General features: G+C 54.2%; 23 protein-coding genes and 1 riboswitch. Of the genes, 13 read left to right on the forward strand and 10 right to left on the reverse strand.

What is annotated here, in order from left to right:
- Window positions 1–69: 69 nt before the first annotated feature.
- Entirely contained in the window at window positions 70–993 is a 924-nt protein-coding gene (gene yvcK / locus AAGQ96_RS06475; protein ID WP_147196395.1) for a uridine diphosphate-N-acetylglucosamine-binding protein YvcK, read from the reverse strand.
- Window positions 994–1,173: 180 nt separating this feature from the next.
- A riboswitch (molybdenum cofactor riboswitch) is annotated at window positions 1,174–1,308 on the forward strand.
- Between yvcK and moaA the strand changes: the two genes are divergently transcribed.
- From moaA to AAGQ96_RS06505, 6 genes are all read left to right on the forward strand, one after another.
- Entirely contained in the window at window positions 1,295–2,284 is a 990-nt protein-coding gene (gene moaA, locus AAGQ96_RS06480; RefSeq protein ID WP_147196397.1) for a GTP 3',8-cyclase MoaA, read from the forward strand. Its footprint overlaps the riboswitch before it by 14 nt.
- A gap of 17 nt (window positions 2,285–2,301) precedes the next feature.
- Window positions 2,302–2,817: a molybdenum cofactor biosynthesis protein B gene (gene moaB / locus AAGQ96_RS06485; protein WP_147196399.1), complete on the forward strand. Its 516-nt coding sequence runs from the start codon at window positions 2,302–2,304 to the stop codon at window positions 2,815–2,817.
- Window positions 2,818–2,821: 4 nt separating this feature from the next.
- Window positions 2,822–3,298 (forward strand): cyclic pyranopterin monophosphate synthase MoaC, encoded by a 477-nt coding sequence (gene moaC / locus AAGQ96_RS06490; protein ID WP_147196401.1) that lies wholly within the window; start codon window positions 2,822–2,824, stop codon window positions 3,296–3,298.
- The gene (gene moaD, locus AAGQ96_RS06495) at window positions 3,295–3,540 is read left to right on the forward strand and encodes a molybdopterin synthase sulfur carrier subunit (RefSeq protein WP_147196403.1); all 246 of its coding nucleotides are present in this window, start codon (window positions 3,295–3,297) and stop codon (window positions 3,538–3,540) included. The genes moaC and moaD overlap by 4 nt, the downstream gene beginning before the upstream one ends.
- A gap of 1 nt (window position 3,541) precedes the next feature.
- Entirely contained in the window at window positions 3,542–3,994 is a 453-nt protein-coding gene (moaE, locus tag AAGQ96_RS06500; protein WP_147196405.1) for a molybdopterin synthase catalytic subunit MoaE, read from the forward strand.
- Window positions 3,995–4,077: 83 nt separating this feature from the next.
- Window positions 4,078–5,166, forward strand: coding sequence for a DUF1615 domain-containing protein (locus AAGQ96_RS06505; protein WP_147196407.1), 1,089 nt, complete (start codon window positions 4,078–4,080; stop codon window positions 5,164–5,166).
- Between the two features lie 192 nt (window positions 5,167–5,358).
- Here the strand turns inward: AAGQ96_RS06505 and AAGQ96_RS06510 are convergent, their stop codons facing one another.
- Window positions 5,359–7,302, reverse strand: coding sequence for a methyl-accepting chemotaxis protein (locus AAGQ96_RS06510; RefSeq protein ID WP_342755098.1), 1,944 nt, complete (start codon window positions 7,300–7,302; stop codon window positions 5,359–5,361).
- A 226-nt stretch (window positions 7,303–7,528) separates the two neighbouring features.
- Between AAGQ96_RS06510 and AAGQ96_RS06515 the strand changes: the two genes are divergently transcribed.
- Entirely contained in the window at window positions 7,529–8,239 is a 711-nt protein-coding gene (locus AAGQ96_RS06515) for a Bax inhibitor-1/YccA family protein (protein ID WP_147200553.1), read from the forward strand.
- A gap of 238 nt (window positions 8,240–8,477) precedes the next feature.
- Here AAGQ96_RS06515 and AAGQ96_RS06520 read toward each other — a convergent pair whose 3' ends face one another.
- Genes AAGQ96_RS06520 through AAGQ96_RS06530 form a run of 3 tightly spaced genes read right to left on the reverse strand, consistent with a single transcriptional unit; the run spans window position 8,478 to window position 11,454 of the window.
- A complete protein-coding gene (locus AAGQ96_RS06520) occupies window positions 8,478–9,446 on the reverse strand; it encodes a lysylphosphatidylglycerol synthase domain-containing protein (protein WP_147196411.1) in 969 nt (322 codons plus the stop codon).
- Window positions 9,446–10,696: a cardiolipin synthase ClsB gene (gene clsB, locus AAGQ96_RS06525; protein WP_147196413.1), complete on the reverse strand. Its 1,251-nt coding sequence runs from the start codon at window positions 10,694–10,696 to the stop codon at window positions 9,446–9,448. Before clsB ends, AAGQ96_RS06520 begins: the two co-directional genes overlap by 1 nt.
- Entirely contained in the window at window positions 10,693–11,454 is a 762-nt protein-coding gene (locus AAGQ96_RS06530; protein ID WP_147196415.1) for an endonuclease/exonuclease/phosphatase family protein, read from the reverse strand. Before AAGQ96_RS06530 ends, clsB begins: the two co-directional genes overlap by 4 nt.
- A gap of 181 nt (window positions 11,455–11,635) precedes the next feature.
- Between AAGQ96_RS06530 and AAGQ96_RS06535 the strand changes: the two genes are divergently transcribed.
- The 4 genes from AAGQ96_RS06535 (at window position 11,636) to AAGQ96_RS06550 (ending at window position 15,995) form a co-directional block, all read left to right on the forward strand.
- Window positions 11,636–12,025, forward strand: coding sequence for a YbhQ family protein (locus AAGQ96_RS06535; RefSeq protein ID WP_147196417.1), 390 nt, complete (start codon window positions 11,636–11,638; stop codon window positions 12,023–12,025).
- A 203-nt stretch (window positions 12,026–12,228) separates the two neighbouring features.
- The gene (rhlE, locus tag AAGQ96_RS06540; protein WP_147196419.1) at window positions 12,229–13,665 is read left to right on the forward strand and encodes an ATP-dependent RNA helicase RhlE; all 1,437 of its coding nucleotides are present in this window, start codon (window positions 12,229–12,231) and stop codon (window positions 13,663–13,665) included.
- Window positions 13,666–13,728: 63 nt separating this feature from the next.
- Window positions 13,729–14,691 carry a tRNA dihydrouridine(16) synthase DusC gene (dusC, locus tag AAGQ96_RS06545; RefSeq protein WP_342755099.1) on the forward strand — a complete coding sequence of 321 codons (963 nt, stop codon included), beginning with the start codon at window positions 13,729–13,731 and terminating at the stop codon, window positions 14,689–14,691.
- A gap of 107 nt (window positions 14,692–14,798) precedes the next feature.
- Complete coding sequence (locus tag AAGQ96_RS06550) at window positions 14,799–15,995, forward strand: MFS transporter (RefSeq protein WP_342755100.1); 1,197 nt, start codon at window positions 14,799–14,801, stop codon at window positions 15,993–15,995.
- A 60-nt stretch (window positions 15,996–16,055) separates the two neighbouring features.
- Here the strand turns inward: AAGQ96_RS06550 and AAGQ96_RS06555 are convergent, their stop codons facing one another.
- From AAGQ96_RS06555 to AAGQ96_RS06565, 3 genes are all read right to left on the reverse strand, one after another.
- A complete protein-coding gene (locus AAGQ96_RS06555; RefSeq protein ID WP_147196425.1) occupies window positions 16,056–16,559 on the reverse strand; it encodes a type II toxin-antitoxin system YafO family toxin in 504 nt (167 codons plus the stop codon).
- A complete protein-coding gene (locus AAGQ96_RS06560; RefSeq protein WP_147196427.1) occupies window positions 16,546–16,794 on the reverse strand; it encodes a hypothetical protein in 249 nt (82 codons plus the stop codon). Before AAGQ96_RS06560 ends, AAGQ96_RS06555 begins: the two co-directional genes overlap by 14 nt.
- A 161-nt stretch (window positions 16,795–16,955) precedes the next feature.
- A complete protein-coding gene (locus tag AAGQ96_RS06565; RefSeq protein WP_147196429.1) occupies window positions 16,956–18,566 on the reverse strand; it encodes an inorganic phosphate transporter in 1,611 nt (536 codons plus the stop codon).
- Window positions 18,567–18,890: 324 nt separating this feature from the next.
- On the opposite strand from AAGQ96_RS06565, the gene AAGQ96_RS06570 reads away from it, so the two are divergent.
- Entirely contained in the window at window positions 18,891–19,823 is a 933-nt protein-coding gene (locus AAGQ96_RS06570; protein WP_342755101.1) for a DUF481 domain-containing protein, read from the forward strand.
- A 60-nt stretch (window positions 19,824–19,883) separates the two neighbouring features.
- Here AAGQ96_RS06570 and AAGQ96_RS06575 read toward each other — a convergent pair whose 3' ends face one another.
- Window positions 19,884–21,146 (reverse strand): L,D-transpeptidase family protein, encoded by a 1,263-nt coding sequence (locus AAGQ96_RS06575; RefSeq protein ID WP_342755102.1) that lies wholly within the window; start codon window positions 21,144–21,146, stop codon window positions 19,884–19,886.
- A 174-nt stretch (window positions 21,147–21,320) separates the two neighbouring features.
- On the reverse strand, window positions 21,321–23,135 hold the full coding sequence (locus AAGQ96_RS06580; RefSeq protein ID WP_147196434.1) for a glycoside hydrolase family 15 protein: 1,815 nt from the start codon (window positions 23,133–23,135) through the stop codon (window positions 21,321–21,323).
- Between the two features lie 153 nt (window positions 23,136–23,288).
- Between AAGQ96_RS06580 and AAGQ96_RS06585 the strand changes: the two genes are divergently transcribed.
- Complete coding sequence (locus tag AAGQ96_RS06585; protein WP_147196436.1) at window positions 23,289–24,065, forward strand: SDR family oxidoreductase; 777 nt, start codon at window positions 23,289–23,291, stop codon at window positions 24,063–24,065.
- Window positions 24,066–24,070: the final 5 nt, after the last annotated feature.

The raw sequence follows: 24,070 nt of genomic DNA on the forward strand, positions 1-24,070 counted from the left end.
GGCGGAATCGCCCTTTTAGTCGTCATAAAACGGAAGGAGGCTGGGCCTCCTTCGTTCATCTCTCGGGCTTTAATCGCCTCGTTTTTGCCCAAATGCCTGCACCGCATGCTCCAGCGCGCTGTGCAGCAGCTGGCGGTCATGACGATAAGGAATATCTCCAGCTTCCAGCGGTTCCTGAATCACCAGGCGGTCGGTTAAACCGTGCGTATCGATCCGCGGGCTGACAACCACCGCGTCAATCACTTTCCTGCCGATATACTTTTCCATGATGGCCAGCTTGTCCGCCAGCGTCAGCTGCGCGGCTGCCGGGCTTAACTCCTTACCAAGATTGCCAATAAACACCATGGTTGCTGGCGTGCGACGCAGCGCCTGAGCCATATCGGGCATCAGCAATACCGGCATCAGGCTGGTATAAAAACTGCCCGGGCCGATCAGGATCAGATCCGCTTCGGCAATGGCCTGAATGGCTTCCCGGGTCGCTTTCACACCCTGAGAAAGCATCAGTTCCTGCGGCGGAGCGGACATCTGATCGATGGCCGTTTCGCCATAAATGAACTGGCCTTCATTGTCACGGGCGATTAAATCAACCGGCTGCTCGGACATGGGGATCAGAAACGCATCTACCTTCAGCAGATTACGAATCAAATTGATCGCTTCCAGCGGGCGCACGCTCAAATGATCCAGCGCTTTCAGCATCAGGTTGCCCAGATTGTGGCCAGCCAGCTCACCCTGACCGCCAAAGCGGTATTCAAACATCGCAGACGCGACGCTGGGCTCGGTAATCAGCTGGTTCAGGCAATTGCGCATATCGCCCCAGGCAATACCGCCTTCGGCACGGCGAATACGTCCCGTCGACCCGCCGTTGTCGGTGGTGGTTACAATGCCCGTCAGGCGCGATCCCAGAGGAGAAAGCGCCGACATCACGCGGCCCAGGCCATGCCCGCCGCCTATAGCGACGACGCGATCGAGATCGGCCAGTGTGCGATTACGCATAAAATTCCTTCAATATGTTAATACGGCGATAAACCTGTCGGCCAGTTTTGCCTTATTTTACGCGAATGTGGCGCGAAAATGCGGCGAAAAAACGTTATATATCAAAATACATAGCGAAACTCTGTTCTGGCAACGCTGCCTGATAAGCGGTAGAATTTCCCCACCATGATTTACGCAGTTAAGGGTAAATCACACTTAGCCCTGGCGCCTAAGTCTCCGGATAAGGTGCCCCGGCCGCAACCCCGAGTTGCCAGGGTGCAGAAAGAAATGCCTGCATCTCCCGTTATTTTGGAAAGGTGTTCTGGTGCCACAATTTACTGATAATTTCGACCGCAGCTTTTATTATCTGCGTCTGTCGATCACTGATGTCTGCAACTTCCGTTGCAATTACTGCCTGCCTGACGGTTATAAACCGCAGGGCGTTGCGAATAAAAGTTTCCTGTCGCTGGATGAGATCCGGCGTGTTACCCGTGCCTTTGCGGCTGCGGGGACGGAAAAAGTGCGCCTGACGGGTGGAGAACCTTCCCTGCGACGCGATTTTACCGAAATCATCGCTGCCGTGCGTGAAAATAGCGCAATACGTCAGCTCGCCGTGACCACCAACGGTTATCGGCTGGCACGTGACGTAGCGAAATGGCGCGAAGCAGGCCTGACGGCGCTCAATGTTAGCATCGACAGCCTGGATGCTCGCCAGTTTCATGCTATTACCGGCCAGGATAAATTTCACCAGGTGATGGACGGCATTGACGCTGCCTTCACGGCCGGTTTCAGCACGGTTAAAGTCAACACCGTGCTGATGCGCGATATTAATCATCATCATCTGGAAACCTTCCTCGACTGGATCCGAAATCGCCCAATCCAACTACGCTTTATTGAGCTGATGGAAACCGGCGACGGTGGCGAGCTGTTTCGTAAACACCATATTTCTGGCGAGGTTATCCGCGATCGGCTGGTGGCACAAGGCTGGATCAGGAAGGTGCGCGGGCGCAGCGACGGCCCGGCTCAGGTTTTCTGCCATCCTGACTACCAGGGCGAAATTGGCCTGATTATGCCTTACGAAAAAGATTTCTGCGCCAGCTGCAACCGTCTGCGGGTCTCTGCTACCGGTAAGCTCCATCTTTGCCTGTTTGGCGACGGTGGCGTTTCGCTGCGCGACCTGTTGCAGGATGACGACCAGCAGGATGCGTTGCAGGCGCGTATTGCCGCCAGCCTGCGTACGAAAAAGCAGACGCATTTTCTCCATCAGGGCAATACGGGTATTACGCAGAATCTGTCTTATATCGGCGGCTAACGCTAAGGATGTGATCAATGGGAAAATCGACGGCGGAATTTGTGCCGCTAAATGTTGCAGTACTGACCGTATCCGACAGCCGCGATGCGGCCAGCGACAGCTCCGGTGACTATCTGCGGGAAGCGTTAACCGAAGCAGGACATCAGGTGCTCGATCGCGCCATTGTGAAAGATAACCGTTACCGGATCCGCGCGGTGGTTTCCAGCTGGATCGCCAGCCTTGATATTCAGGTGGTGATCGTGAACGGCGGTACCGGTTTTAACAGCAAAAACAGCACGCCTGAAGCGCTGTTGCCGCTGTTTGACCGTGAAATCGACGGCTTTGGCGAATTGTTCCGCATGATCTCTTATGAAGATATTGGTAGCTCGACGCTCCAGTCGCGGGCCGTGGCCGGAATGGCAAATGAGACGCTGATTTTTGCCGTGCCCGGTTCTACCGGCGCCTGCCAGAGCGCCTGGGAACGCATCATTCAGGATCAGCTGGATGCCCGCACCCGTCCCTGTAATTTTGTTTCGCATGTGAAGAAGCCCTAACGTTATGCCGCAACTTACCCATATCAATGCCTCAGGCGAGGCGCACATGGTGGATGTTTCCGCCAAAAGTGAAACCGTACGTGAAGCGCGAGCCGAGGCCTTTGTGGTCATGCATCCCGACACGCTGCAAATGATCCTTGATGGCAGCCATCATAAAGGGGATGTTTTTGCGACGGCGCGCATTGCCGGTATTCAGGCGGCTAAACGCACATGGGAACTGATCCCGCTGTGCCATCCGCTGCTGTTAAGTAAAGTCGAGGTGACGCTGACTGCCGATCCGGCCAACAGCCGCGTACGCATTGAATCGCTATGTCGCCTGACCGGCAAAACCGGTGTGGAGATGGAAGCGCTGACCGCAGCATCGGTTGCCGCGCTGACTATCTATGACATGTGCAAAGCGGTGCAGAAAGATATCAGTATTGAACATTGTCGCCTGCTGAGTAAAAGCGGCGGTAAATCAGGAGATTTCAACGCGTTATGATTAACGTTCTGTTTTTTGCTCAGGTGCGTGAGCTGGTGGGCACGGGCAGCTTTACGATGACGAAAGATTACGCGACGGTGGAAGAACTGCGCGCCGTGCTGGCTGCTAAGGGCGACCGCTGGGCGCTGGCGCTTTCGCCAGACAAGCTGCTGGCATCGGTGAACCAAACGCTGGTCTCCTTCGATCATCCGCTTAAAGCCGGTGACGAAGTGGCGTTCTTCCCGCCGGTTACCGGAGGTTAAGATGACCACGCGGATCAGGGTAGGGCATGAACCTTTTGATATGGCGGAAGAGTACCGCTGGCTGGCCGCCTGTGATGAAGATGGCGCGGTCGTCACTTTTACCGGCAAGGTGCGTAATCATAACCTGGGCGATGACGTTTCGGCGCTGACGCTGGAACACTATCCGGGAATGACCGAAAAAGCGCTGGAAGAGATTGTGGCGGAAGCGCGCACGCGCTGGCCAATGCAGCGGGTCACCGTGATCCATCGTACTGGCGATCTGTTCCCCGGTGATGAAATCGTGCTGGTTGGCGTCAGTGGCGCTCATCGCGGTGCCGCCTTTGCCGCTGCCGAATTTATCATGGATTATCTTAAAACCCGTGCGCCTTTCTGGAAACGGGAAGCGACGCCGGAAGGTAATCGCTGGGTGGAATCTAAAGAGAGCGACCAGCAGGCCGCTGCGCGCTGGGAATAGTTCTGCCGAAAACAGGTAACTCCGATAGCGGAAAATCAACGCGCTGTGTACCCTTTACAGGACATCAAATAACAAGGAAAGTAATGACTTACTCTGCATTCAAGCGCGTTTCGCTGTTGGCTCTGCTGGTGCTGGCTGGCTGTAGTAATCAACCTGAGCACCCGCTTCCTGAACGGCGTCCGGCCGATGTTAAAGCGCAAATCAATCGCCTGTTGCCGGCGAAAGTCAGCGATCGCCAGGGCTGGACTAATGACATATTCGCGACCTTTAACGGTCAGGGCCTCGACGCGTCGGTGGCAAATCTCTGTTCGGTGATTGCCGTGGCGGACCAGGAATCTACCTTTAGCGCCGATGCGAACGTGCCGGGCCTGCCAAAAATTGCCTGGGGCGAAATCGACCGTCGGGCAGGCAAATTGCATATCCCTTCTTTTTTGGTGCGTACAGCGCTGATGATCACCTCGCCGAACGGCAAAAGCTATACCGAGCGGCTCGACAGCGTGCGCAGTGAGAAAGAGCTAAGCGCGATTTTCGACGACTTTATCAATATGGTGCCGATGGGGCAGAAGCTGTTTGGCAACCTGAACCCGATCCATACCGGCGGGCCGATGCAGGTCAGTATCGCTTTCGCTGAGGCACATGCTAAAGGCTATCCTTACCCGATTGATGGCAGCATACGACGTGAAGTCTTTTCCCGTCGCGGCGGCGTCTGGTTTGGCACAATGCATCTGCTGGGCTATCCGGCTCACTACAGCAAACAGATTTATCGCTTCGCCGACTTTAACGCAGGCTGGTACGCCAGCCGCAACGCGGCGTTTCAGGCGGCCGTGTCTCGTCTGACCGGCATTAAGCTGGCGCTGGATGGGGATTTGATTCAGTACGATTCCGATGCGGCAGGATCAACCGAGCTGGCGGTGCGCACATTGGCGAAACGCATGGATATGAGCAATCGGGAAATTCGTAACGCGCTGGAAAAGGGCGAGACGCTGGATTTCGAAAAAACCGAGCTGTGGCAGAAGGTGTTTGCGCTGGCGGATAAAAATGCCCGAACGCCACGTGAAATGCTGCCCGGTATCAAGCTGGAAAGCCCGAAAATCACTCGTAACCTGACTACAGCCTGGTTTGCTCAACGGGTTGATGGCCGCTACCAGAGCTGTCTGGCTCGGGGTAAATAGCCTGTTACGAATGAAGAAATAACCTCGTAAGCCGCTTTCAGCCTGCTAACACACTCAAAGCGCAAGGCTCATGTTCCTTGTGCCAGCACTATGTTAACAACCTCGAAAACGGGTCTTTTCAGCCGGTTTTTCGTTCCCTGGCGGTAGGTTTGCCGCTCAGGGAACAATTTTGCCTGCGCTAAGTAAACTGCGTTACACCGCTTCCAGCCGGAACAGCTGTACGGTTTGTGCCAGCTGCTTCGCCTGTTCTTCCAGCGAGGCCGCTGCTGCCGACATCTGCTGCACCAGCGCGGAGTTCTGTTGCGTTGCGCCATCCATCTGGTTCACCGCTACGGTTACCTGGCCGATGCCCTGAGACTGCTCATCGGACGCATGTACGATTTCCCCGATAATGGTTTTTACCGAGTTCACCGCCGTGGTCATTTCCTGCATGGTTCTGCCCGCATCCTGCACCAGTGATACGCCCAAATCGACACGCTGCGTGGATTCGCCAATCAGTGCGGAGATATCTTTTACCGCATTCGCACTTCGCTGCGCCAGGCTGCGCACTTCGGCGGCAACCACCGCAAAGCCACGGCCCTGTTCGCCCGCGCGGGCGGCTTCGACGGCTGCATTCAGCGCCAGTATATTGGTCTGGAATGCAATACCGTTAATGATGCTGGTGATGGCGCCAATCTTACGAGAACTGTCGTCGATTTGTTGCATAATCTGCACAACTTGCTGCACCAGTTGCTCACCGCGCTTCGCAATATCGGTGGCGTTGTTGGTCAGTTCCGTGGCGTTATGCGCATTATCGGCGTTGTGTTTCACGGTGGCGGTTAACTGTTCCATGCTGGCTGCGGTTTCTTCCAGCGCGGCAGCCTGCTGTTCAGTACGCGAGGCCAAATCAAGGTTGCCGGAAGCAATTTCTTCCGCGCCCTGGCGCACCGAGTCGCTGGCAGAAATGATTTCGCCCACCATGGTTCGCAGCTGTTGCTGCATGGTTTGCATGGCAAAGAAGATACTTTCCCGATCCCGTGCGGCGACCGGAATATCTGCTGACAGATTGCCTTCCGCCACGCCCAGCGCGATTTCCGCCGCCTGCGAAGGTTCGCCGCCCACCGGTTTAGAAATCTTACGGCTAAACATCAGGCCCAGTACCGTACAGACGATGACGATACTCAGCACCATCATAATCAGCGCATGAATCAGCTGGCGGTTAGCTTCAGCCATGACTGCTTTTACCGGCGTAACGATGCCCAGATACCACGGAAGGTCGCTGTTGCCAATTTTAACCGGACGCCAGGTTTCCAGCACGTCTTCGCCCAGTACGCTGTCATAATGCTCAACAACACCCTGAGTAAAACTGTCGGTTATGCCTTTATAAGGTTTACCCGCCTCGGCTTTGACCGGGCTTGAGACAACCAGCCCTTTATTAGACAGCAGCAGCGCGTAGCCGCTTCCCTGCCACGGCTTGATATCACCCACGCGTTTTTGCAGCGATGCCAGAGAAATATCCGCCGTTGCGACGCCTTTCAGCTGGTCACCATCCATAATTACCGCTGCAACGGAGGTGAGCAGCGTCGGCACGCCGTTATAGGCGTAGCTGTAAGGTTCAATCAGCACATCTTTTCTTAGCTGGCGTGGGATAAGATAGTAATCCCCCTGGCCCGGCGTCAGTATGGACGTGAGCGGATGCATGGCAAAATTGCCGCTGCTGTCGCGATCGACAAAATAAGCATAACGCCCCTCAGGCGCGGCATCTGGCTGATGAGCGAATTCTGCATCTTTACCATCGAACGCATTGGGTTCAAAGGTAACGGAAATTGACAGGTAGTCTGGATTTTGTTTCAGGGAGTATTTCAGCTGCTCGTCAGCCACTTTGCGATCGGTAATGCCCGCCGCAGGCAAAGCTAAAATGCTCTGGCCGACATCTCTGGCGATAGTGCGGGCATAGTCCAGATCTTGCTGTACGCTTAACGCATTGCTTTCGGCAATTTGCCCCAGATAGTCTTCGGCCAGCTTGCGCTGCTGTTGGCTGGACTGCCAGCTCAACAAACCGATTGTAATAGTGAAGCCGAGGGTGATGGTTAAAGCCCCCGTCAGGAGCATCACCGTGCGAGTACTCATTTTTCGCTTGTGGTTTGTTGTGGTCATCAGGCTACCCCGGAAAAGTAATAAAATAAGCTGAGACTTCCAGGTCAAGCGTGCTCCCTATAGTGAGACTATCGGCACAATCTGGTCGATCTTTATGCAGTGGCGTACCTTATTTGTGCAGCGCCTCGCTGCTCATAAGGTAAAAAGCCACCGGCGGCACTGGCTTAACCTCATCGGACTGTGCCAGACTTATCGCAACCCATTCATTTGTTAAAAGGAGAGCATGATGGATCGATATCCGCGTTCGAATGGCTCAATCGTGACCGGGGCCACAACCGGCCTGCAAACTTATATGGCTCAGGTTTATGGCTGGATGACCTGCGGCCTGCTGCTGACCGCCTTTGTTTCCTGGTTTGCGGCAAATACCCCAGCGGTAATGGAGCTGGTTTTTGCCAACCGTATTACCTTTTTTGGCTTGATTATTGTGCAATTAGGTCTGGTGTTCGTGCTGTCGGGGATGGTGCATAAGCTGAGCGGTGCGGTCGCAACCGGCCTGTTTATGCTTTACTCGGCGCTAACCGGACTGACGTTGGCCAGTATTTTCCTCGTTTATACGTACTCCTCTATCGCCAGTACCTTTGTGGTGACGGGCGGCATGTTCGGGGTGATGAGCTTCTGGGGTTACACCACCAAACGCGATTTAAGCCGCATGGGCAGCCTGCTGTTTATGGCGCTGATCGGTATTGTGCTGGCGTCAGTAGTGAACTACTGGCTGAAAAGTACGGCACTGATGTGGGCGGTGACCTATATTGGCGTGCTGGTGTTTGTCGGACTGACGGCGTACGACACGCAGAAGCTGAAGAACATCGGCGAGAATATCAATGTTGATGATAAAGAGAACCTGCGTCGCTACTCAATTATGGGCGCACTGACGCTTTATCTGGACTTTATTAACCTGTTCCTGATGCTGCTGCGTATTTTCGGCAACCGTCGTTAAGCAATAAAAAAAGGGGCGAAAATTCGCCCCTTTTTCGTATTCGTAGTGAATTAACATTGTACAGGCACGAGGAACACAGGCCTTCCACAAAGACGCAAAAACGGCGTCCGTGCCGGCTCGGCCTGGGCCGTCCATGGCCCAGGACGCTTTGTTCCAGGCCTGTGTTCCTCGCGCTTTGAGTCTGTCTGCCGTCTGAAAAGGGGCGAAAATTCGCCCCTTTTATTTATCTGTTACACGCTCAGCTTTGATTCTGCATATCCTGCTGATTTTTATGCCGCAGCGCTTTTGCCTGACTTTCCAGCCACAGGTAGAGCACCAGCGCCAGCAGCAGAGGAGCAATAAAGTAAATAACCCGATAGGCGAGCAGGGCGGCAATAATGCTACCGTGAGCCAGATGCTCGCCACCCAGCAGGGCAAGGAACACGGCTTCCAGCACGCCGATCCCGGCAGGAATATGAATAATGACGCCGGCAATACTGCTGATCAGCAACACGCCCAGAACCTGTGGGTAATCCACTTTTTCGCCCAACAGCAGCCAGATAATCGCGCCCATCACCAGCCAGTTGGCGCTGGAAACGGCAAATTGCAGGATCGCCATGCGAAACGACGGCAGCGCCAGCTTGTGGCCTTTAACCACCCAGCGGCGGCGTTTTGAAAAGGCGCAAAGCGCAAGATAGACCGCGACAAAAATCAGTAATCCAGCACCAATCGTTCGTAGCGTGCCTTCGCCAATAAACCAGCCAGAGGGCACCGGCACCATCCCGCTACTGAAGACCACACCTGCGACCAGGACATATCCCAGCCAGTTGGTTGCAATGCTCAGCGAAAAAATCCGCGTGATGGTACTCCCGCTAAGACCTAGCCGTGAATAGAGCCGGTAGCGCATTGCTACGCCGCCGACCCAGGTACTGAGCGTCAGGTTAAAGGCGTAGCAGATAAAAGAAACCAGCATCACCTGGCGCTTTTGCAGCTTATGGCCACAGTAGGCCTGACCAATCAGATCATAAACGCCATAGGTAAGATAGCTCACCACCACCAGCGCGATCGAAACACCGATTGCCGTACGATTGTAATTGGCAATGACCTCAACGACGTCATGCCAGTTAACCTTGCGGGCGTAGATCACCAGCAACACAATCACCGCAATAAAAAACAGCCAGGTGAATATTTTTTTCACCCATTTCCAGCGCGGATGTTTATCAGACATCAGGGATTAGCCCTCTCTTTTTCGGAATCTGACTCGACGCGATCCTGCGTTTCTATTTCGGGCTGTACCGGGGGCGGAACCTGCGCCAGTTTTGGCGTGTGGGCAGGCAGCCAGCCGGCGATAGCAGGGAAGTGACGCAGGAAGTGGAAGACCACCACGCTTTTACCGAACTGCCACCAGTTCTGTTTCGGGAGCCTGCTTTCATCAACGCGTTCGCAATCCTGCGACATCAGGCGGATCAGCTCGCCACGAATCACCTTATTAAAGGTGTGATCGTGGATCATCAGGTTGGCCTCAAGATTCAGTGACAGGCTCAGGGGATCCAAATTGCTGGAGCCAACCGTCGACCAGAAATTATCCTGTACGGCAATTTTGGCGTGAAGAGGGCGACGAATGTATTCGTAAATCTCCACGCCACCATCCACCAGATAATTATAAAGCAGCTCGGCGCCCACTTTAACAATTGGCATATCAGGTTTACCCTGAACAATCAGTTTTACCGACACGCCACGTTGGGCCGCGGAACGCATCTCTCGCAGTACACGATAGCCCGGGAAAAAATAGGCGTTGGCAATGATCACTTCTTCTTTCGCTTCCCGCAGCATATCCAGATAATTTTGTTCAATATCATCCGTATGCTGATCGTTATCCCGCCAGACAAACAGGATTTGCGCATCGCCCGGCGCATGATTGCGCGCCACGCGGCTTCGGTGATTATTCCACCAGCGTCGGTTCAATCCTTTGCTGTTGATCGCCTGCTGCACGTAGAGCGTAATATCCTGCACCACGGGGCCTTTGACCTCGACGGCATAGTCCTGCTTGGCTTCCGGGCCATAGCTGGAATTATGTTCAGCGGAGAAATTAATCCCTCCGACAAAAGCAATTTCGCCATCACAAACCACAATTTTGCGATGCATACGGCGGAAGACATTTGTTCGTACGCCTAACACCAGCGGACGTGGATCGTAAAAGACAAAGCGCACGCCGGCAGCGGTCAGGCTGCGGATAAATTCACCTGAAAGGTTATTTGATCCGTAGCCATCAAGCAGCATTTCAACCTTAACACCCCGATTGGCCGCTTCAAGAATCACTTTTTGCAATTCTTTACCCACATCGTCTTCAAAAAGGATAAACGTTTCGAGCATCACACTTTCGGTTGCCCGCTGTATGGCGCCAAAAACGCGCGGAAAATATTGCTCGCCATTGGCCAGCAAACGCAGACGGTTGCCATCACGCCATTCCGTTTTCATAGGTGAATCTCCACAGCCAGAGGCGCGTGATCGGACAGGTGCGACCAGGGTCGCAGCGGTATCGTTTGAGGGTGACTAATCCCTGCATTACGCACGTATATACGGTCCAGTCGTAACAGCGGAAAGCGGGCAGGGAATGTACGTGCGGGACGGCCGGATTTCCGGCTAAAAACCTCTTCCATCGCGGCTCCCTGGAATAAAATCTTATTCGCTTTCTGCTGCCAGTCATTAAAATCGCCCGCCACCACTACCGGTGCATCCGGCGGCAGAGTATTGAGTAGCTCGCAGAGCATATGTAATTGCGCGGTGCGATGTGCATCACGCAGTCCCAGGTGCACGCAGACCGTGTGTAACGTTATCTCTTTATCGGGGATCGTTATCTTACAGTATAGAAGACCCCGTTTTTCTGTGCCTTCCACAGAAACGTCGCGGTTCTCATATTCAACAATAGGAAAGCGGGAAAGCAGCGCATTCCCATGATGTCCTTCGGGATAGACTGCATTGCGGCCATAAGCAAAATCATTCCACATGGTATCGGCAAGAAACTCGTAATGCGGTTTTGCCGGCCAGTTTTCCACCTTTAGGGAATGCAGGGCGTGAGAGCCCATGACTTCCTGTAAAAACACAATATCAGCAGTTGTAGCTCTTACCGCGTCGCGCAGTTCCGGCAAAATAAAGCGTTTGTTAAAAGCGTTAAAACCCATATGCGTATTGATCGTCAGGACTTTTATTGAAAATCCTTGTGATTTTTGTGACATACTGTGCGCGCTCTCCTTTTCGACTGCAAAAAACAAAGTGTAGTCTCAGTCACAAAAGAGTGCCTTGAAGCGGAGATGTTTACTGCAATTTGTGAAAACTACGTTAGTCTGAGGAAATCCGTTATCACTTACTGTGGTAACAACACTGGGCGACCTCCGTTAGGTCTGCCAGGAGATAAAAATGAAATGGTCTAACCGTATCCAGATTGTCACCGGACAAACCTGTGTACATATCGCGCTGCACCTGTTGCTGATTGCCGCACTGGTGTGGGGATGGCAGCATCGGGCGCTGCTACAGGTCAGCACGGTTTTACTGGCGATGTATGCCAGCGTGTTCACCGTAATGCTGATGACTCAGCGCCTGCCTCGCTTGCGCCGCGTTGGCGACTTTCTGGAAGACGTGACTACCACGTACTATTTCGGAGCCGCTATGCTGGTGCTGTACCTGCTCTCACGCGTTATCCATAACAACCTGCTATTAGGATGCGTGGGCGTTCTGATGCTGACCGGACCCGCCGTGGTCTCCTTGCTGGCTAAAGAGCCCGTCCGCGCTCGCCAGCGTCATCGCTAAAGCGATACAGGCCACCTTCGGGTGGCCTGTTTTATTCCAGCGCGAGAATATTTCTCAGCATTGTCATAACATCTGTTATAATCCGCACCTTACGCACCGTGGTTTGTGCTCCCTTTCAACGTCAGGCGAAGCCTGGCGTCATTTTGTCCCCCTGGAAACTACACCGCTTGTCGCGGTCAGGGCGGACGGAGTCAGTCAACTTTATGTCATTTGATTCTCTCGGCCTTAATGCCGATATTTTGCGTGCAGTCACCGAACAGGGTTATAACGAGCCGACGCCAATTCAGCGCCAGGCTATTCCGGTCGTGCTGTCAGGTCGTGACCTGATGGCCAGCGCGCAAACCGGTACGGGCAAAACGGCCGGCTTTACCCTGCCATTGTTGCAGCTGTTAAGCAGCGCTAACCCGCATCCAAAAGGTCGTCGCCCGGTTCGTGCGCTGATCTTAACCCCCACCCGTGAGCTGGCAGCTCAGGTGGGGGAAAACGTTCATGACTACAGCAAATACCTCGACCTGCGTTCGCTGGTGGTATTTGGTGGCGTCAGCATCAACCCGCAAATGATGAAACTGCGTGGCGGCGTCGATGTGCTGGTTGCCACACCGGGTCGTCTGCTCGATCTGGAGCATCAGAACGCGCTGGATCTTTCTAAAGTAGAAATTTTGGTGCTGGATGAAGCGGACCGCATGCTGGATATGGGCTTTATCCATGACATCCGCCGCGTGCTGTCTAAACTTCCTGCAAAACGTCAGAACCTGCTGTTCTCCGCGACCTTCTCTGATGAGATCAAAGGTCTGGCAGAAAAGCTGCTGCACAATCCTGAGCAGGTTGAAGTGGCGCGTCGCAACACTGCTTCCGAGCAGATCACCCAGCACGTGCATTTCGTTGATAAGAAACGCAAGCGGGAACTGCTTTCGTTCCTGATTGGCCGTGATAACTGGCAGCAGGTTCTGGTGTTCACCCGCACCAAGCATGGCGCTAACCATCTTGCCGAGCAGCTGAACAAGGACGGCATTACGTCTGCCGCCATCCACGGCAATAAAAGTCAGGGCGCTCGTACTCGCGCGCTGAGCGATTTTAAAGACGGTAATATTCGTGTGCTGGTCGCGACCGACATTGCTGCGCGTGGTATCGACATCTCCGAACTGCCGCACGTGGTGAACTACGAGCTGCCAAACGTGCCGGAAGACTATGTACACCGTATTGGTCGTACCGGTCGTGCAGCAGCAACGGGCGAAGCGTTGTCACTGGTCTGCGTGGACGAACACAAACTGCTGCGTGACATTGAGCGCGTGCTGAAGCGTGAGATCCCACGTATCGCTATTGAAGGCTATGAGCCGGACCCTTCCATCAAAGCTGAGCCGATCCAGAATGGTCGTCAGCAGCGTGGTGGCGGTGCTGGCGGCGGCGCAGGCCGTGGTCGCGGTGGTGAACGCGGGCAGGGCGCGCGTGGTAACGGTGGCGGTGAACGCAGCCAAAGCCGTGGCAATGGTAACGGCGAGCGCAGCCAGTCTGCGGGCGAACGTAGCCAGAGCAATGGCCAGCGCCGTCAGGGCGCAGGTGCCGGCGCGGCGCGTACCGAAGGCAGCAGCAACGGTGCGCCACGCAACAAGACCCGTCAGCGCCGTTCTAATCCGGCCTGACAGTAACAGTTTCTAAGGGGGATCGCCCGATCCCCTTTCCTCACGCTACCAACGGTTTTTGACATGCGCGTTTTACTTGCCCCGATGGAGGGCGTGCTGGACTCACTGGTGCGCGAACTGCTCACCGAAGTCAATGACTACGATCTCTGCATCACCGAATTTCTGCGTGTTGTCGATCAGCTTTTGCCGGCCAAATCTTTCTATCGCCTGTGCCCTGAACTCCTTCATGCCAGCCGCACGCCTTCTGGTACGCTGGTTCGTATTCAGCTGTTAGGGCAGTATCCCGAATGGCTGGCCGAAAACGCAGCCCGCGCAGTTGAGCTGGGTTCCTGGGGCGTCGATCTGAACTGCGGTTGCCCCTCCAAAACCGTTAACGGCAGCGGCGGCGGCGCAACCTTACTAAAAGATCCCGAACTGATTTACCGTGGCGCAAAAGCCATGCGCGAAGCGGTGCCCGATCATTTACCGGTGACGGTGAAAGTGCGGCTGGGATGGGAATCTGACGCAAAGCAGTTTGAAATTGCCGATGCCGTGCAGCAGGCGGGGGCGAGCGAACTGGTGGTTCATGGTCGTACTAAAGAAGACGGGTATAAAGCCGAACGCATTAACTGGGAAGCGATTGGCGAAATCCGCCAGCGGCTGACGATCCCTGTCATTGCCAACGGCGAGATCTGGGACTGGGAAAGCGCTCAGGCGTGCATGCAGGTTACCGGCTGTGACTCGGTAATGATTGGCCGTGGCGCGCTAAATGTGCCGAATCTCAGCCGCGTGATTAAATATCATGAGCCGCGCATGCCCTGGCCGCAGGTGGTGACGCTACTGCACAAGTACGTTCAGCTGGAAAAACAAGGGGATACTGGTTTATACCACGTCGCCAGGATCAAACAGTGGCTGGGCTATCTGCGCAAGGAATATCGTGAGGCAACCGAATTGTTCAGCCATATTCGCGCGCTGAAAACCTCAGGCGAGATCGCGCGCTTTATTGACAGCTACAGCATGCGTACGGCACAGGCGCAGGACGTTTAGCGCCTGTCGTTACAATTTTGTAACATTAATTCCTGCGCAGCGCAGGATCTCTTAGCCTGCTAAGGGTATGATGTGACATATATCACAAACTTTATTCCGGCTCTGACATGACGGCGAATCCTGCATTAACCAGTGCGCAGCTTAACAAGCGCATTATCTCAGTGGTGATTTTCACCTTTTTCTGTTACCTGTCGATTGGTTTGCCGCTGGCGGTACTGCCTGGCTACGTGCATAACCAACTGGGCTACAGCTCTTTTATCGCCGGTCTGATTATCAGCCTGCAATACTTTGCCACCCTGATCAGCCGCCCGCAGGCGGGACGCTATGCCGATCTGCTGGGGCCAAAGAAGGTGGTGCTGCTGGGGTTGGTGTTGTGTGGTGCCAGCGGCCTGTTCAGCGTGCTGGCGGTCACTGTTAATGGGAGTTCACTGGTAAGCCTGATCCTGCTGGCCGTTGGTCGTGTGGTGTTAGGGCTGGGGGAAAGCCTGACGGCGACAGGATCCATTCTCTGGGGCATTAATATTGTTGGTACGACGCAGAGCGCCCGGGTGATCTCCTGGAACGGCGTCGCGACTTATCTGGCCATGGCTATCGGCGCGCCGCTGGGCGTGATGCTGAATGGCGCTTTTGGTATTCCCGGGTTTGCCGTGCTGATTATGTTGATGGCGATAGTCGGCTTCTGGATGGCAACCCAGCGGCTAACCGTGGTGGTTACTGTTGGGCAGCGGATTCCCTTTACTCAAGTCTTCTCACGGATCTGGCTGTATGGCCTGTGTCTGGGTTTAGGCACCATTGGATTTGGGACGATCGCGACCTTTATCACGCTGCTCTTTTCCAGTCGTGGCTGGAACGGCGCGGCCTTCTCGCTCACGCTGTTCAGCCTGGGCTTTGTGATGATGCGGCTGATATTCAGTAACTTCATCAGCCGTTTCGGCGGTATTCGCGTGTCGCTGGTCTCGTTTGCAATTGAATGCGCTGGCCTGCTGCTGATCTGGCAAGGTTCCTCTTCGCTTGTCGTTGATATTGGCGCTTTCCTGACCGGCTCTGGCTTCTCGCTGATTTTCCCGGCGCTGGGCGTGGAAGCCATTAAACAGGTTGCACCGCAAAACCAGGGGTCGGCATTAGGGCTCTACTCGGCATTCCTGGATTTCGGTTTAGGAATAACCGGGCCGGTCGCCGGTCTGCTAATTGGGCATTGGGGCGTGGACTCTATCTACCTCGCCGCTGCCGTTGTCGTGCTGTTTGCAGTGGCCATTACCTGGCGATTGAAGAGGGTAGCTGGCGTGCAGGCGCCGGCTGGTTGACGTCGGTCGGGGATTCATCCGGACGAAAAAGGAAAAATAATAAAGCCGCATTTAGCGGCTTTATTGCTTCTGCTTTTCCAGTTTGCGCTTAACATCTTCAATTAACCGGGGTCTTAAAATATGAAAGTCATTAATATATTTCTGAACAATGTCTTCGGGCATATTACCGTTGTGGCTTGAGCCATAATCTATCATCAAGATGATACGTTTATTGTGCACAATAAAGTCGGTATAGACGATGCAGGCATCGGAAGTTGCGTGGTGCTGATGTTTACTTAAAACGAAATTTACTGGCAGGACATGAATATGCAAAAGAGGTTCCGACAGGGCGGCCGCCGGTTTTCTGAAAGGCGCAATTTTACCGAAGCCACTAACAGTATCTGATAACTTGAATGCTTCCTGCTCCGGCCAGGAATGGAATTCAATAAGGTAGCCAGCGATGGCGGCAGCTTTTAAATCAGCACAAGCTTGATTAATCAAATCATTCTGCTTGCGTTTGCCGCTTAGCGTCTTTGTTTGATAAACTGCAAAGGCAGGAGTACAAAGCTTTTCAGGCCTCTTCAAATACTAAATCTCCATCCGTGCCATGTACAGATCTGTATTCCTCAGAGATTTTGACGGAATGCTGCAGCTCAGGAGCTGTTGCGTTCACATAAATAATTTGCGGATTAAGATTTACAGCTACCCTTCTTTGCGAAGAGCGCGCCTTGTGAAAAGACGCGCGTGACGGTGCCGTGGCCGCTACACCGTTACCTCTGGTAAAAGTCCGCATCGGAACTGAATTAGCTTTAAGTTTCATATTTGTTTCCTTCTCTGTTCGCTTTGCAGACAACTACTCAATGTGTCATATCCCGGCAGAAAGGAGACTATTGGCTTTTGAAAAGCGAATGCAACGCATTGACTATTAATTGTACGTTGTTCCTTTCAGGCTATCAAGAGGACCCGCTCCATCATTCCCCTTCAAAAGCGAGTAAACACCCAGTAAAGCGTGGCGGATAGGAGAATTGAGGCGGGTAGGGTTAGCACCCAGGCCATCGCCAGATTGCGCAACGTGGTCATTTGCAGTCCAGAGCGGTTTGCCGCCATGGTACCCGCCACGCCGGAAGAGAGCACATGGGTGGTGGAAACCGGCAGGCCAAAGGCATCCGCCGCACCAATCGTTGCCATGGCAACCAGCTCTGCGCTGGCACCCTGCGCGTAGCTAAGATGCGTTTTACCAATCTTTTCGCCGACCGTAACGACGATGCGTCGCCAGCCGACCATGGTGCCCAGCCCGAGCGCGATGGCGACCACCACTTTTACCCACCAGGGAATATAGCGCGTGGCGTTATCCAGCTCGCTTTTTAACGCCTGAAGATCCTGTTTCGTCTGTACAGGCAAATTCAGCTGCGAGTTGCTTTGCAGATGCTTAATGGTTTCGGATGCCAGATACATCGCGTTGCGAGTGTTGGAAACTGACTGTGCCGGGATATTATCAACGGTGCCGTACTGACGGATCTGCTCACCAATCCCACCGGTTAACTGTGCCAGCGCCGGAAGCACTTCAGGAACCAGCGTGCCGGTACGGACGTAAGCCGTTAACACACTGGCGGGTGAAGCGGGGGGTTCGATACCGGGCGACTGGCGCAGAAGTTCCTGCTGCGTTACGCTGGCAAGCGCGGCCACGCGTGGACTTTGTTCGGCAGGAATCGAGCGGTTCAACGCATAAGCCATCGGCATGGTGCCTACCAGAATCAGCATAATCAGCCCCATGCCTTTCTGGCCGTCGTTCGAGCCGTGGGCAAAAGAGACGCCGGTACAGGTCAGGATGAGCAGGCCGCGGATCCATCCTGGGGGCGCTTTATTCCCCTCTGGCGCGTCATAGAGCTGGCGATCTTTAATCACTTTTTTCATCAACAGCAACAGCGCCGCGGCACAGGCAAAGCCGATTACAGGCGAAAACAGCAGGGCATAGCCGACTTTCAGCGCCTGATCCCAATCCACGCCGCTGGTGCCGCTACGGCCGTGAATGAGCGCATTGGCCACGCCCACGCCGATAATCGATCCAATCAGCGTATGGGAAGAGGAGGCGGGCAGGCCCAACCACCAGGTCCCCAGATTCCAGATAATCGCCGAAAACAGCAGGGCGTAGATCATGGCGAATCCGGTACCGGTACCCGCCTGTAAAATCAGTTCAACCGGCAGCAGCGAAATAATGCCAAAGGCAACGGCGCCGCTGGAAAGCAGCACGCCCAAAAAATTAAAGAAACCGGACCAGACGACCGCAACGCCGGGGCTGAGCGAATGGGTGTAAATCACGGTTGCTACGGCGTTTGCCGTATCGTGAAAGCCGTTAACGAATTCAAAGCCCAGCGCGATTAACAGCGCCAGGCCCAGCAACAAATAGGGGACGTAGCTGGTCGAGGCGCCGCCTGCATCGCTGACGTCGTTAAATAAGTTCACGCCAGCAAAAGCAATGCCCAGCGCGAGCAGTAAAAAAAACGCTAAAACAGAACCACGGCTGTTTTTACGGTAAATCCCTGGATGGTTGCTGATGGCAGACCTCTGACGAATCGCACTGTTGTGGCTCATAAAACCTCTTTGCTTCGTGAATTAGCATGGCTTGTTTTCAGCAAAGCACACGCGCTATCTGTGAGGGTCTACGCCTGCCAGATGACAGAAAGATGACGCTGTGCGAAATCGCCTAAAGGTTATTGTGGTTAATCGCCTTATTTATCAGACAGTTTCCCCTGAATCCCCTGCTTGTTTTCGACTAAGGTATAGGAAACATCGCATCGCTATCCGAGGAATGTTCCCATTATTATCTCTGCTCCCCTGCCATCACCCCGCACGCTGGCAAGTCTCTCTCTTTGTCTGATACTCACCCCGACCCTTGCTGAAGCAGATACGGTATGGATGAAAAATGGCGATCGAATCAGCGGGACAGTACGCTCACTCAGTGATGGAAAGCTGGTGATGGATACCCGCTATGGCGGCACGCTTTCTCTTAACTGGATAGCGGTCAGTACGCTCTCCAGCGAAAAAGCTATCGATGTGCGAAATGGCAACGGGAAACAGGTATTTAAAGCGCAGCTGGAAGCCGCGGATCCGGGCTATATCGTGGTGCGACGCGGCGCAGATGAGCAAAGGGTGCAGGTTGGCAAATTTGAAGAGTTTATGAAGCCTAAGCCCAAAACGGATGCGCTGACCTGGACCGGCAATATTGATGCGGGCATCAGCCTGAAAAAGGCCTCGACCCATACCCAGGATTCCCATTTTTCTTACAATAACAAAATCAATATTGGTAAATGGCGTAACGATTTTGGCGGCACTTATACCCGCGAAAAAGAAGACGACACCATGAATACCGAAAACTACAGTTTGCGTTACGCGCTGGATTATAAATTTCGCGAACAGTTTTTCTGGCAGGGACGAGCCAGCTACAAGCGTGACTGGGTAGAAGATTTGTCGGAACAGTCGCTGATGGGCACCGGTCCGGGCTATCAGTTTTGGGATAACGAGCTGGGCTCGTTTTCGCTGGCGCTGCTGGGCGGCGCATTCAGCTATGGTTACAGTGATGGCAGCTCAGATAACCATTTTGGCGCTTCGGTGCGTTGGGATTATCAGCGCTATCTGAAGGGCAGAACCGTCACGCTATTTAGCCACGGTGATGTCGGCCATTCGCTGGACGAAGCCGGCATTTTTACCATGGACGCAGAAGTCGGGCTGCGCTATCAGTTAACCAGCTGGTCTTCGCTCAACGTCTCTTATGGTCACAGCCTGGTCAGCGGAACGCGGGATACGTTAAACGAGCGTAATTTTACTACCGGCCTGGGGGTTAAATGGTAAGCGTTGTCATGACGGGAGGATAAGGAAACGGGCCAGCAAGGTGCTGACCCGTTCTGATAGTTACGACTGAGTCGTTACCGTGGCCGCTTTTGCTGGCGCAGCGGCTTTTTTGTCATAAACCGGCCCTGGCTGGACAGGCGCGACGAAAGTGCTGTCGCTGGCGGTCGGTGCCTGAGGCTTCTGGCCCGCATCCGCATCTGGCGTCTGACCATTTGCTGTTGGCGCATCCGCCGGAGCCTGACCGTCTACCGTCGGCGTATCCGTAGCTGGCGCACTGGCCGCTGGCGCATCAGGATTCAGGATGTTAGCGCCCTGCGGCGTGACCGGCGTCAAGGGCTCTTCTTTTGGCACTGCACCGTCGTTTTCCTGAACAGGAATCGGTGCGCTGGAACCGTTAGCGGCGCCATTGACCTTGGTTGGCATCCCGGTACGTGCTTTCAACGCGTTTTCCATCGCGGCAGCATCAACGCTGGCATCTGCGGTCACTTTGTTGACTGCGGGAGTCAGGGTCAACGGCACCGGTTCACGTGAGTTGAACTGCTCTTCCGTTTGCGACAGCGGGTTGTGGACTTCCACCATGCGGGAACCATCGGGTTCAACAGAAGCCTTCACCGGCTGATCGATAAACTGTACGCGCGTGCCAACAGGCACATTGTCGAACAGCCATTTGATGTCGTCGGCACGTAAGCGAACGCAGCCATGGCTGACACGCAGGCCGATGCCGAAGTTGGCGTTGGTGCCGTGAATGGCATACAGACGGCCGATATAAAGCGCATAAAGGCCCATCGGGTTATCCGGGCCAGCCGGGAAGATTTTCGGCAACGGCGAACCGCTGGCGACGGAATCTTCATGCATTTTCTTGGTTGGCGTCCAGGTTGGGCCATCTTTCTTGCTCTGAACGGTAGTGGTCCAGTTGATCGGCGTATCTTTACCCAGCTCGCCCACGCCCACCGGCAGCACGACCACGGTTTTGGTGCCTTTTGGATAATAATAAAGACGCATTTCGGCGCTGTTAATCACAATGCCTTCACGCGGCGCGTCCGGCAGAATCAATTGCTGTGGAACAATCAGTTTTGAACCCGCTTTTGGCAGATAAACGTCAACGCCCGGATTGGCTTCCAGCATATTGCTCAGGCCCATCTGATACTGTGCAGCAAACGCTTCCAGCGGCAGTTTACTGTCCTGCGGTACGGTAATTTCAATATTCTCACCCACCACACGGCTGTTAGCCGCCGGTAGCGAGTAGACCACTGCAAAAGCAGAATGGCTGTAAGCCGTAATGGCCAGGGCTAAAGTAGCTAACGCGCGAATGCTCTTTTTCATATTCTTTCAGGTATAGCGCCATGTAAACTGTGGATAAAGAAGCCTGTACAGGTCGGGTGTGACCGGCTGCACATTATATGGGCATAATCGCTCAGGAAGAAACCCGCTTTTGTTACATCTGAGCTAACTTTACGCAGAATTTTAGCCTGCGCGATGATAACGTCCAGTTTGGCCTCAGGGTTGCCATAAAGGATCGTCGCCGTTGAGCTTGCGATTGAGGAAAAAAGCCGCACTGATTAACGCCAGATGGCTAAGCGCCTGCGGGGTGTTGCCGAGCGCAAAGCCCTGATGATCGAACTCTTCCGCATACAATCCCAGCGGATTGGCGTAGTTCAACAGCTTTTCAAATTCGAAATGCGCCTCGTAAACCCGCCCCGCGCGAGCCAGACATTCGACGTACCAGAACGAACAGGCTGTGAAAGCCCCTTCGTTGCCCTGCAAGCCGTCAGCAGGCGTTTCTTCAATGTTGTAGCGCCGCACCAGCCCGTCGTTAACCAGTTTCTCTTTAATGGTATCCAGCGTCGACAGCCAGTCGGGATCGGTCGCGCCGACAAACCGCACCAGCGGCATCAGCAGCATGGAGGCATCCACAAAACTGCCGTTTTTTGTCGCAACAAAATGCCCCTGTTCTTCATTCCAGAAATTGTTCCAGATATCCTCACGGATTTCGTCCCTGACGCGGCACCAACGATCGTAAGGGAAGGAGAGCGAACGTTTTTCGCCCAACCGAATCGCCCTGTCCATGGCCACCCAGCACATCAGCCGGGAATGCAGAAAATGCTGCGGTTCGCCGCGCATTTCCCAAATACCGGCATCGGGCTGATTCCAGCACTCGCCAACGTGGTCGATCATTTTACTGACGTGCGCCCAGCCACGATGTGAAATCGCTTCGCCATATTTATTCGCCAGATAAACCGCATCCATTAACTCGCCGTAGATATCCAGCTGCGACTGGTTCCAGGCATCGTTACCGATACGCACCGGCGTGGAATTGGCATAGCCGGACAGATTCAGTAATTCGCTTTCATGCAGTTCGGTGCCGCTGTCCAGCCGATACATGACCTGTAATTTTTCCACATCGTTATGGCTGTTTTCAACGCAGCGACCTACCCACTGGGTGAAGCTGTGCGCTTCTTCCACATAGCCCAGCCGCATGAGCGCGTACATGCTGAACGACGCATCACGTAGCCAGGAGGCGCGATAGTCCCAGTTCCGTTCGCCGCCCAACTCTTCCGGCAGACCAAACGTTGCGGCGGCGGCAATTGACCCATGCTTCCAGGAGGTCAGAAGCTTGAGGGTCAGCGCGGAACGATTGACCATCTCCTGCCAGCGACCGTGATAGGTGCTCTTTGCAGACCAGTGCCGCCAGTATTGCAATGTTTCCTGAAAACAGATTTCGGTATGCTCTTCGGTGACGTTTTCATCTTCCACGCTGCCCAGAACAAATTCACGGTGTTCACCCGTTTTCAGGGTGAAGGTGGCCGTGGCGGCATTTTCTCCCACGATGAAATCAGCCTTGCCCGTTAAGCACAGCGTCGGCTCTCCTTCCGCACTGAACAGCACTTTATTCTCTTGCAGGCTGGCAACAGTAGTGGCGCGTGCATAGTCATGAACCGGTGCGCAGCGCAGATGAAAGGTGGCTTCTCCCTGCACCACTTTTACCCGCCGGATAATGCGTGGTTGAGTATCTTCCCGCTGGCAGAGCGGCATATAGTCCGTGATCTCCGCCACGCCCTGGCGATCCAGCCAGCGCGTTTGCAGGATATTGGTATCAGGCAGATATAATTGCAGGCGTCGCGCCTCAGGCCAGTCCGGCGCAATGCTAAACAGACCCGCTTCATCGCCATCAAGCAAGGCGGTAAAGACCGACGGACTGTCGAGATTCGGCCAGCAAAAATAGTCAATAGCCCCATCATTGGCAATCAGCGCACAGGTACGCAGATCGCCAATGACGCCATGGTCTTCGATTTTTCTTTTTATCTCGCTCATTCCCTTCCTCATCTGATGGTGCGGGGCTGTTACGGTTAACTATAGCTACCGCATCAGCGAACCGGGTCAGGGAAGCGCAAGGAAGTGTAAACGGCCCGGAAATATCCTCTTCTATACTTTGAACGGGCTGACACCGACATCGAGGAGAGAGACATGAGTACATCTGAGAATAAAGTGGCCGTTATCACCGCTTCCGATTCCGGCATTGGTAAAGCCAGCGCCATCATGCTGGCCGAACAGGGCTTCGATATTGGCATTACCTGGCGTTCTGATGAAGAGGGCGCTCAGGATACGGCGGAGCAGGTTCGTGCGCTGGGCCGGAAAGCGGAGATCGAGCGGCTCGATTTGGCCGATCCTGAAGAGGGCGGTCGTTCACTTGAGGCATTAATTAAAAAATTAGGACGTATTGATGTGCTGGTGAATAACGCCGGTGCGAACTTCAAAGGGGATTTTCTTGAAACCCGCTTTGAAGACTGGCGTAAGGTTTTTACTGTCGACGTCGATGGCGCTTTTATCTGTGGGCAGATTGCCGCACGGCATATGGTCGATCGGGGAGAAGGCGGCAGAATTATTAATATTACCTCGGTGCATGAGCATACGCCGCTGCCCGGTTCGGTTTCCTATACTGCGGCGAAACATGCACTGGGAGGTTTGACGAAGGCGATGGCACTCAGCCTGATCCCGCATAAAATTTTGGTAAATTCTGTGGCGCCAGGCGCTATCGCGACGCCGATGAATGACATGAGCGATGATGACGCTAACAACGTCAACATCCCGGAAATCCCGGCAGGGCGGCCTGGCGATCCGCGTGAAATTGCCAGCATGGTAGGCTGGCTTTGCTCAGAATGGTCAAGCTATACCACCGGGCAGTCTTTTGTGATTGACGGCGGTTTTACGCTGGCAAACCCGCAATATTTCATTCAGTCGTAAAAGCA

Source organism: Pantoea sp. MBD-2R (genome assembly GCF_039134845.1).
In the GTDB taxonomy this organism is placed as follows: domain Bacteria; phylum Pseudomonadota; class Gammaproteobacteria; order Enterobacterales; family Enterobacteriaceae; genus Erwinia.

Excerpts from the sequence above, each read along its gene's own strand:
- yvcK (WP_147196395.1), bottom strand. The coding sequence starts at position 993 with ATGCGTAATCGCACACTGGCCGATCTCGATCGCGTCGTCGCTATAGGC.
- moaB (WP_147196399.1), top strand. The coding sequence starts at position 2,302 with ATGGGAAAATCGACGGCGGAATTTGTGCCGCTAAATGTTGCAGTACTG.
- moaC (WP_147196401.1), top strand. The coding sequence starts at position 2,822 with ATGCCGCAACTTACCCATATCAATGCCTCAGGCGAGGCGCACATGGTG.
- moaD (WP_147196403.1), top strand. The coding sequence starts at position 3,295 with ATGATTAACGTTCTGTTTTTTGCTCAGGTGCGTGAGCTGGTGGGCACG.
- moaE (WP_147196405.1), top strand. The coding sequence starts at position 3,542 with ATGACCACGCGGATCAGGGTAGGGCATGAACCTTTTGATATGGCGGAA.
- AAGQ96_RS06505 (WP_147196407.1), top strand. The coding sequence starts at position 4,078 with ATGACTTACTCTGCATTCAAGCGCGTTTCGCTGTTGGCTCTGCTGGTG.
- AAGQ96_RS06510 (WP_342755098.1), bottom strand. The coding sequence starts at position 7,302 with ATGACCACAACAAACCACAAGCGAAAAATGAGTACTCGCACGGTGATG.
- AAGQ96_RS06515 (WP_147200553.1), top strand. The coding sequence starts at position 7,529 with ATGGATCGATATCCGCGTTCGAATGGCTCAATCGTGACCGGGGCCACA.
- AAGQ96_RS06520 (WP_147196411.1), bottom strand. The coding sequence starts at position 9,446 with ATGTCTGATAAACATCCGCGCTGGAAATGGGTGAAAAAAATATTCACC.
- clsB (WP_147196413.1), bottom strand. The coding sequence starts at position 10,696 with ATGAAAACGGAATGGCGTGATGGCAACCGTCTGCGTTTGCTGGCCAAT.
- AAGQ96_RS06530 (WP_147196415.1), bottom strand. The coding sequence starts at position 11,454 with ATGTCACAAAAATCACAAGGATTTTCAATAAAAGTCCTGACGATCAAT.
- AAGQ96_RS06535 (WP_147196417.1), top strand. The coding sequence starts at position 11,636 with ATGAAATGGTCTAACCGTATCCAGATTGTCACCGGACAAACCTGTGTA.
- rhlE (WP_147196419.1), top strand. The coding sequence starts at position 12,229 with ATGTCATTTGATTCTCTCGGCCTTAATGCCGATATTTTGCGTGCAGTC.
- dusC (WP_342755099.1), top strand. The coding sequence starts at position 13,729 with ATGCGCGTTTTACTTGCCCCGATGGAGGGCGTGCTGGACTCACTGGTG.
- AAGQ96_RS06550 (WP_342755100.1), top strand. The coding sequence starts at position 14,799 with ATGACGGCGAATCCTGCATTAACCAGTGCGCAGCTTAACAAGCGCATT.
- AAGQ96_RS06560 (WP_147196427.1), bottom strand. The coding sequence starts at position 16,794 with ATGAAACTTAAAGCTAATTCAGTTCCGATGCGGACTTTTACCAGAGGT.
- AAGQ96_RS06565 (WP_147196429.1), bottom strand. The coding sequence starts at position 18,566 with ATGAGCCACAACAGTGCGATTCGTCAGAGGTCTGCCATCAGCAACCAT.
- AAGQ96_RS06570 (WP_342755101.1), top strand. The coding sequence starts at position 18,891 with ATGAAAAATGGCGATCGAATCAGCGGGACAGTACGCTCACTCAGTGAT.
- AAGQ96_RS06575 (WP_342755102.1), bottom strand. The coding sequence starts at position 21,146 with ATGAAAAAGAGCATTCGCGCGTTAGCTACTTTAGCCCTGGCCATTACG.
- AAGQ96_RS06580 (WP_147196434.1), bottom strand. The coding sequence starts at position 23,135 with ATGAGCGAGATAAAAAGAAAAATCGAAGACCATGGCGTCATTGGCGAT.
- AAGQ96_RS06585 (WP_147196436.1), top strand. The coding sequence starts at position 23,289 with ATGAGTACATCTGAGAATAAAGTGGCCGTTATCACCGCTTCCGATTCC.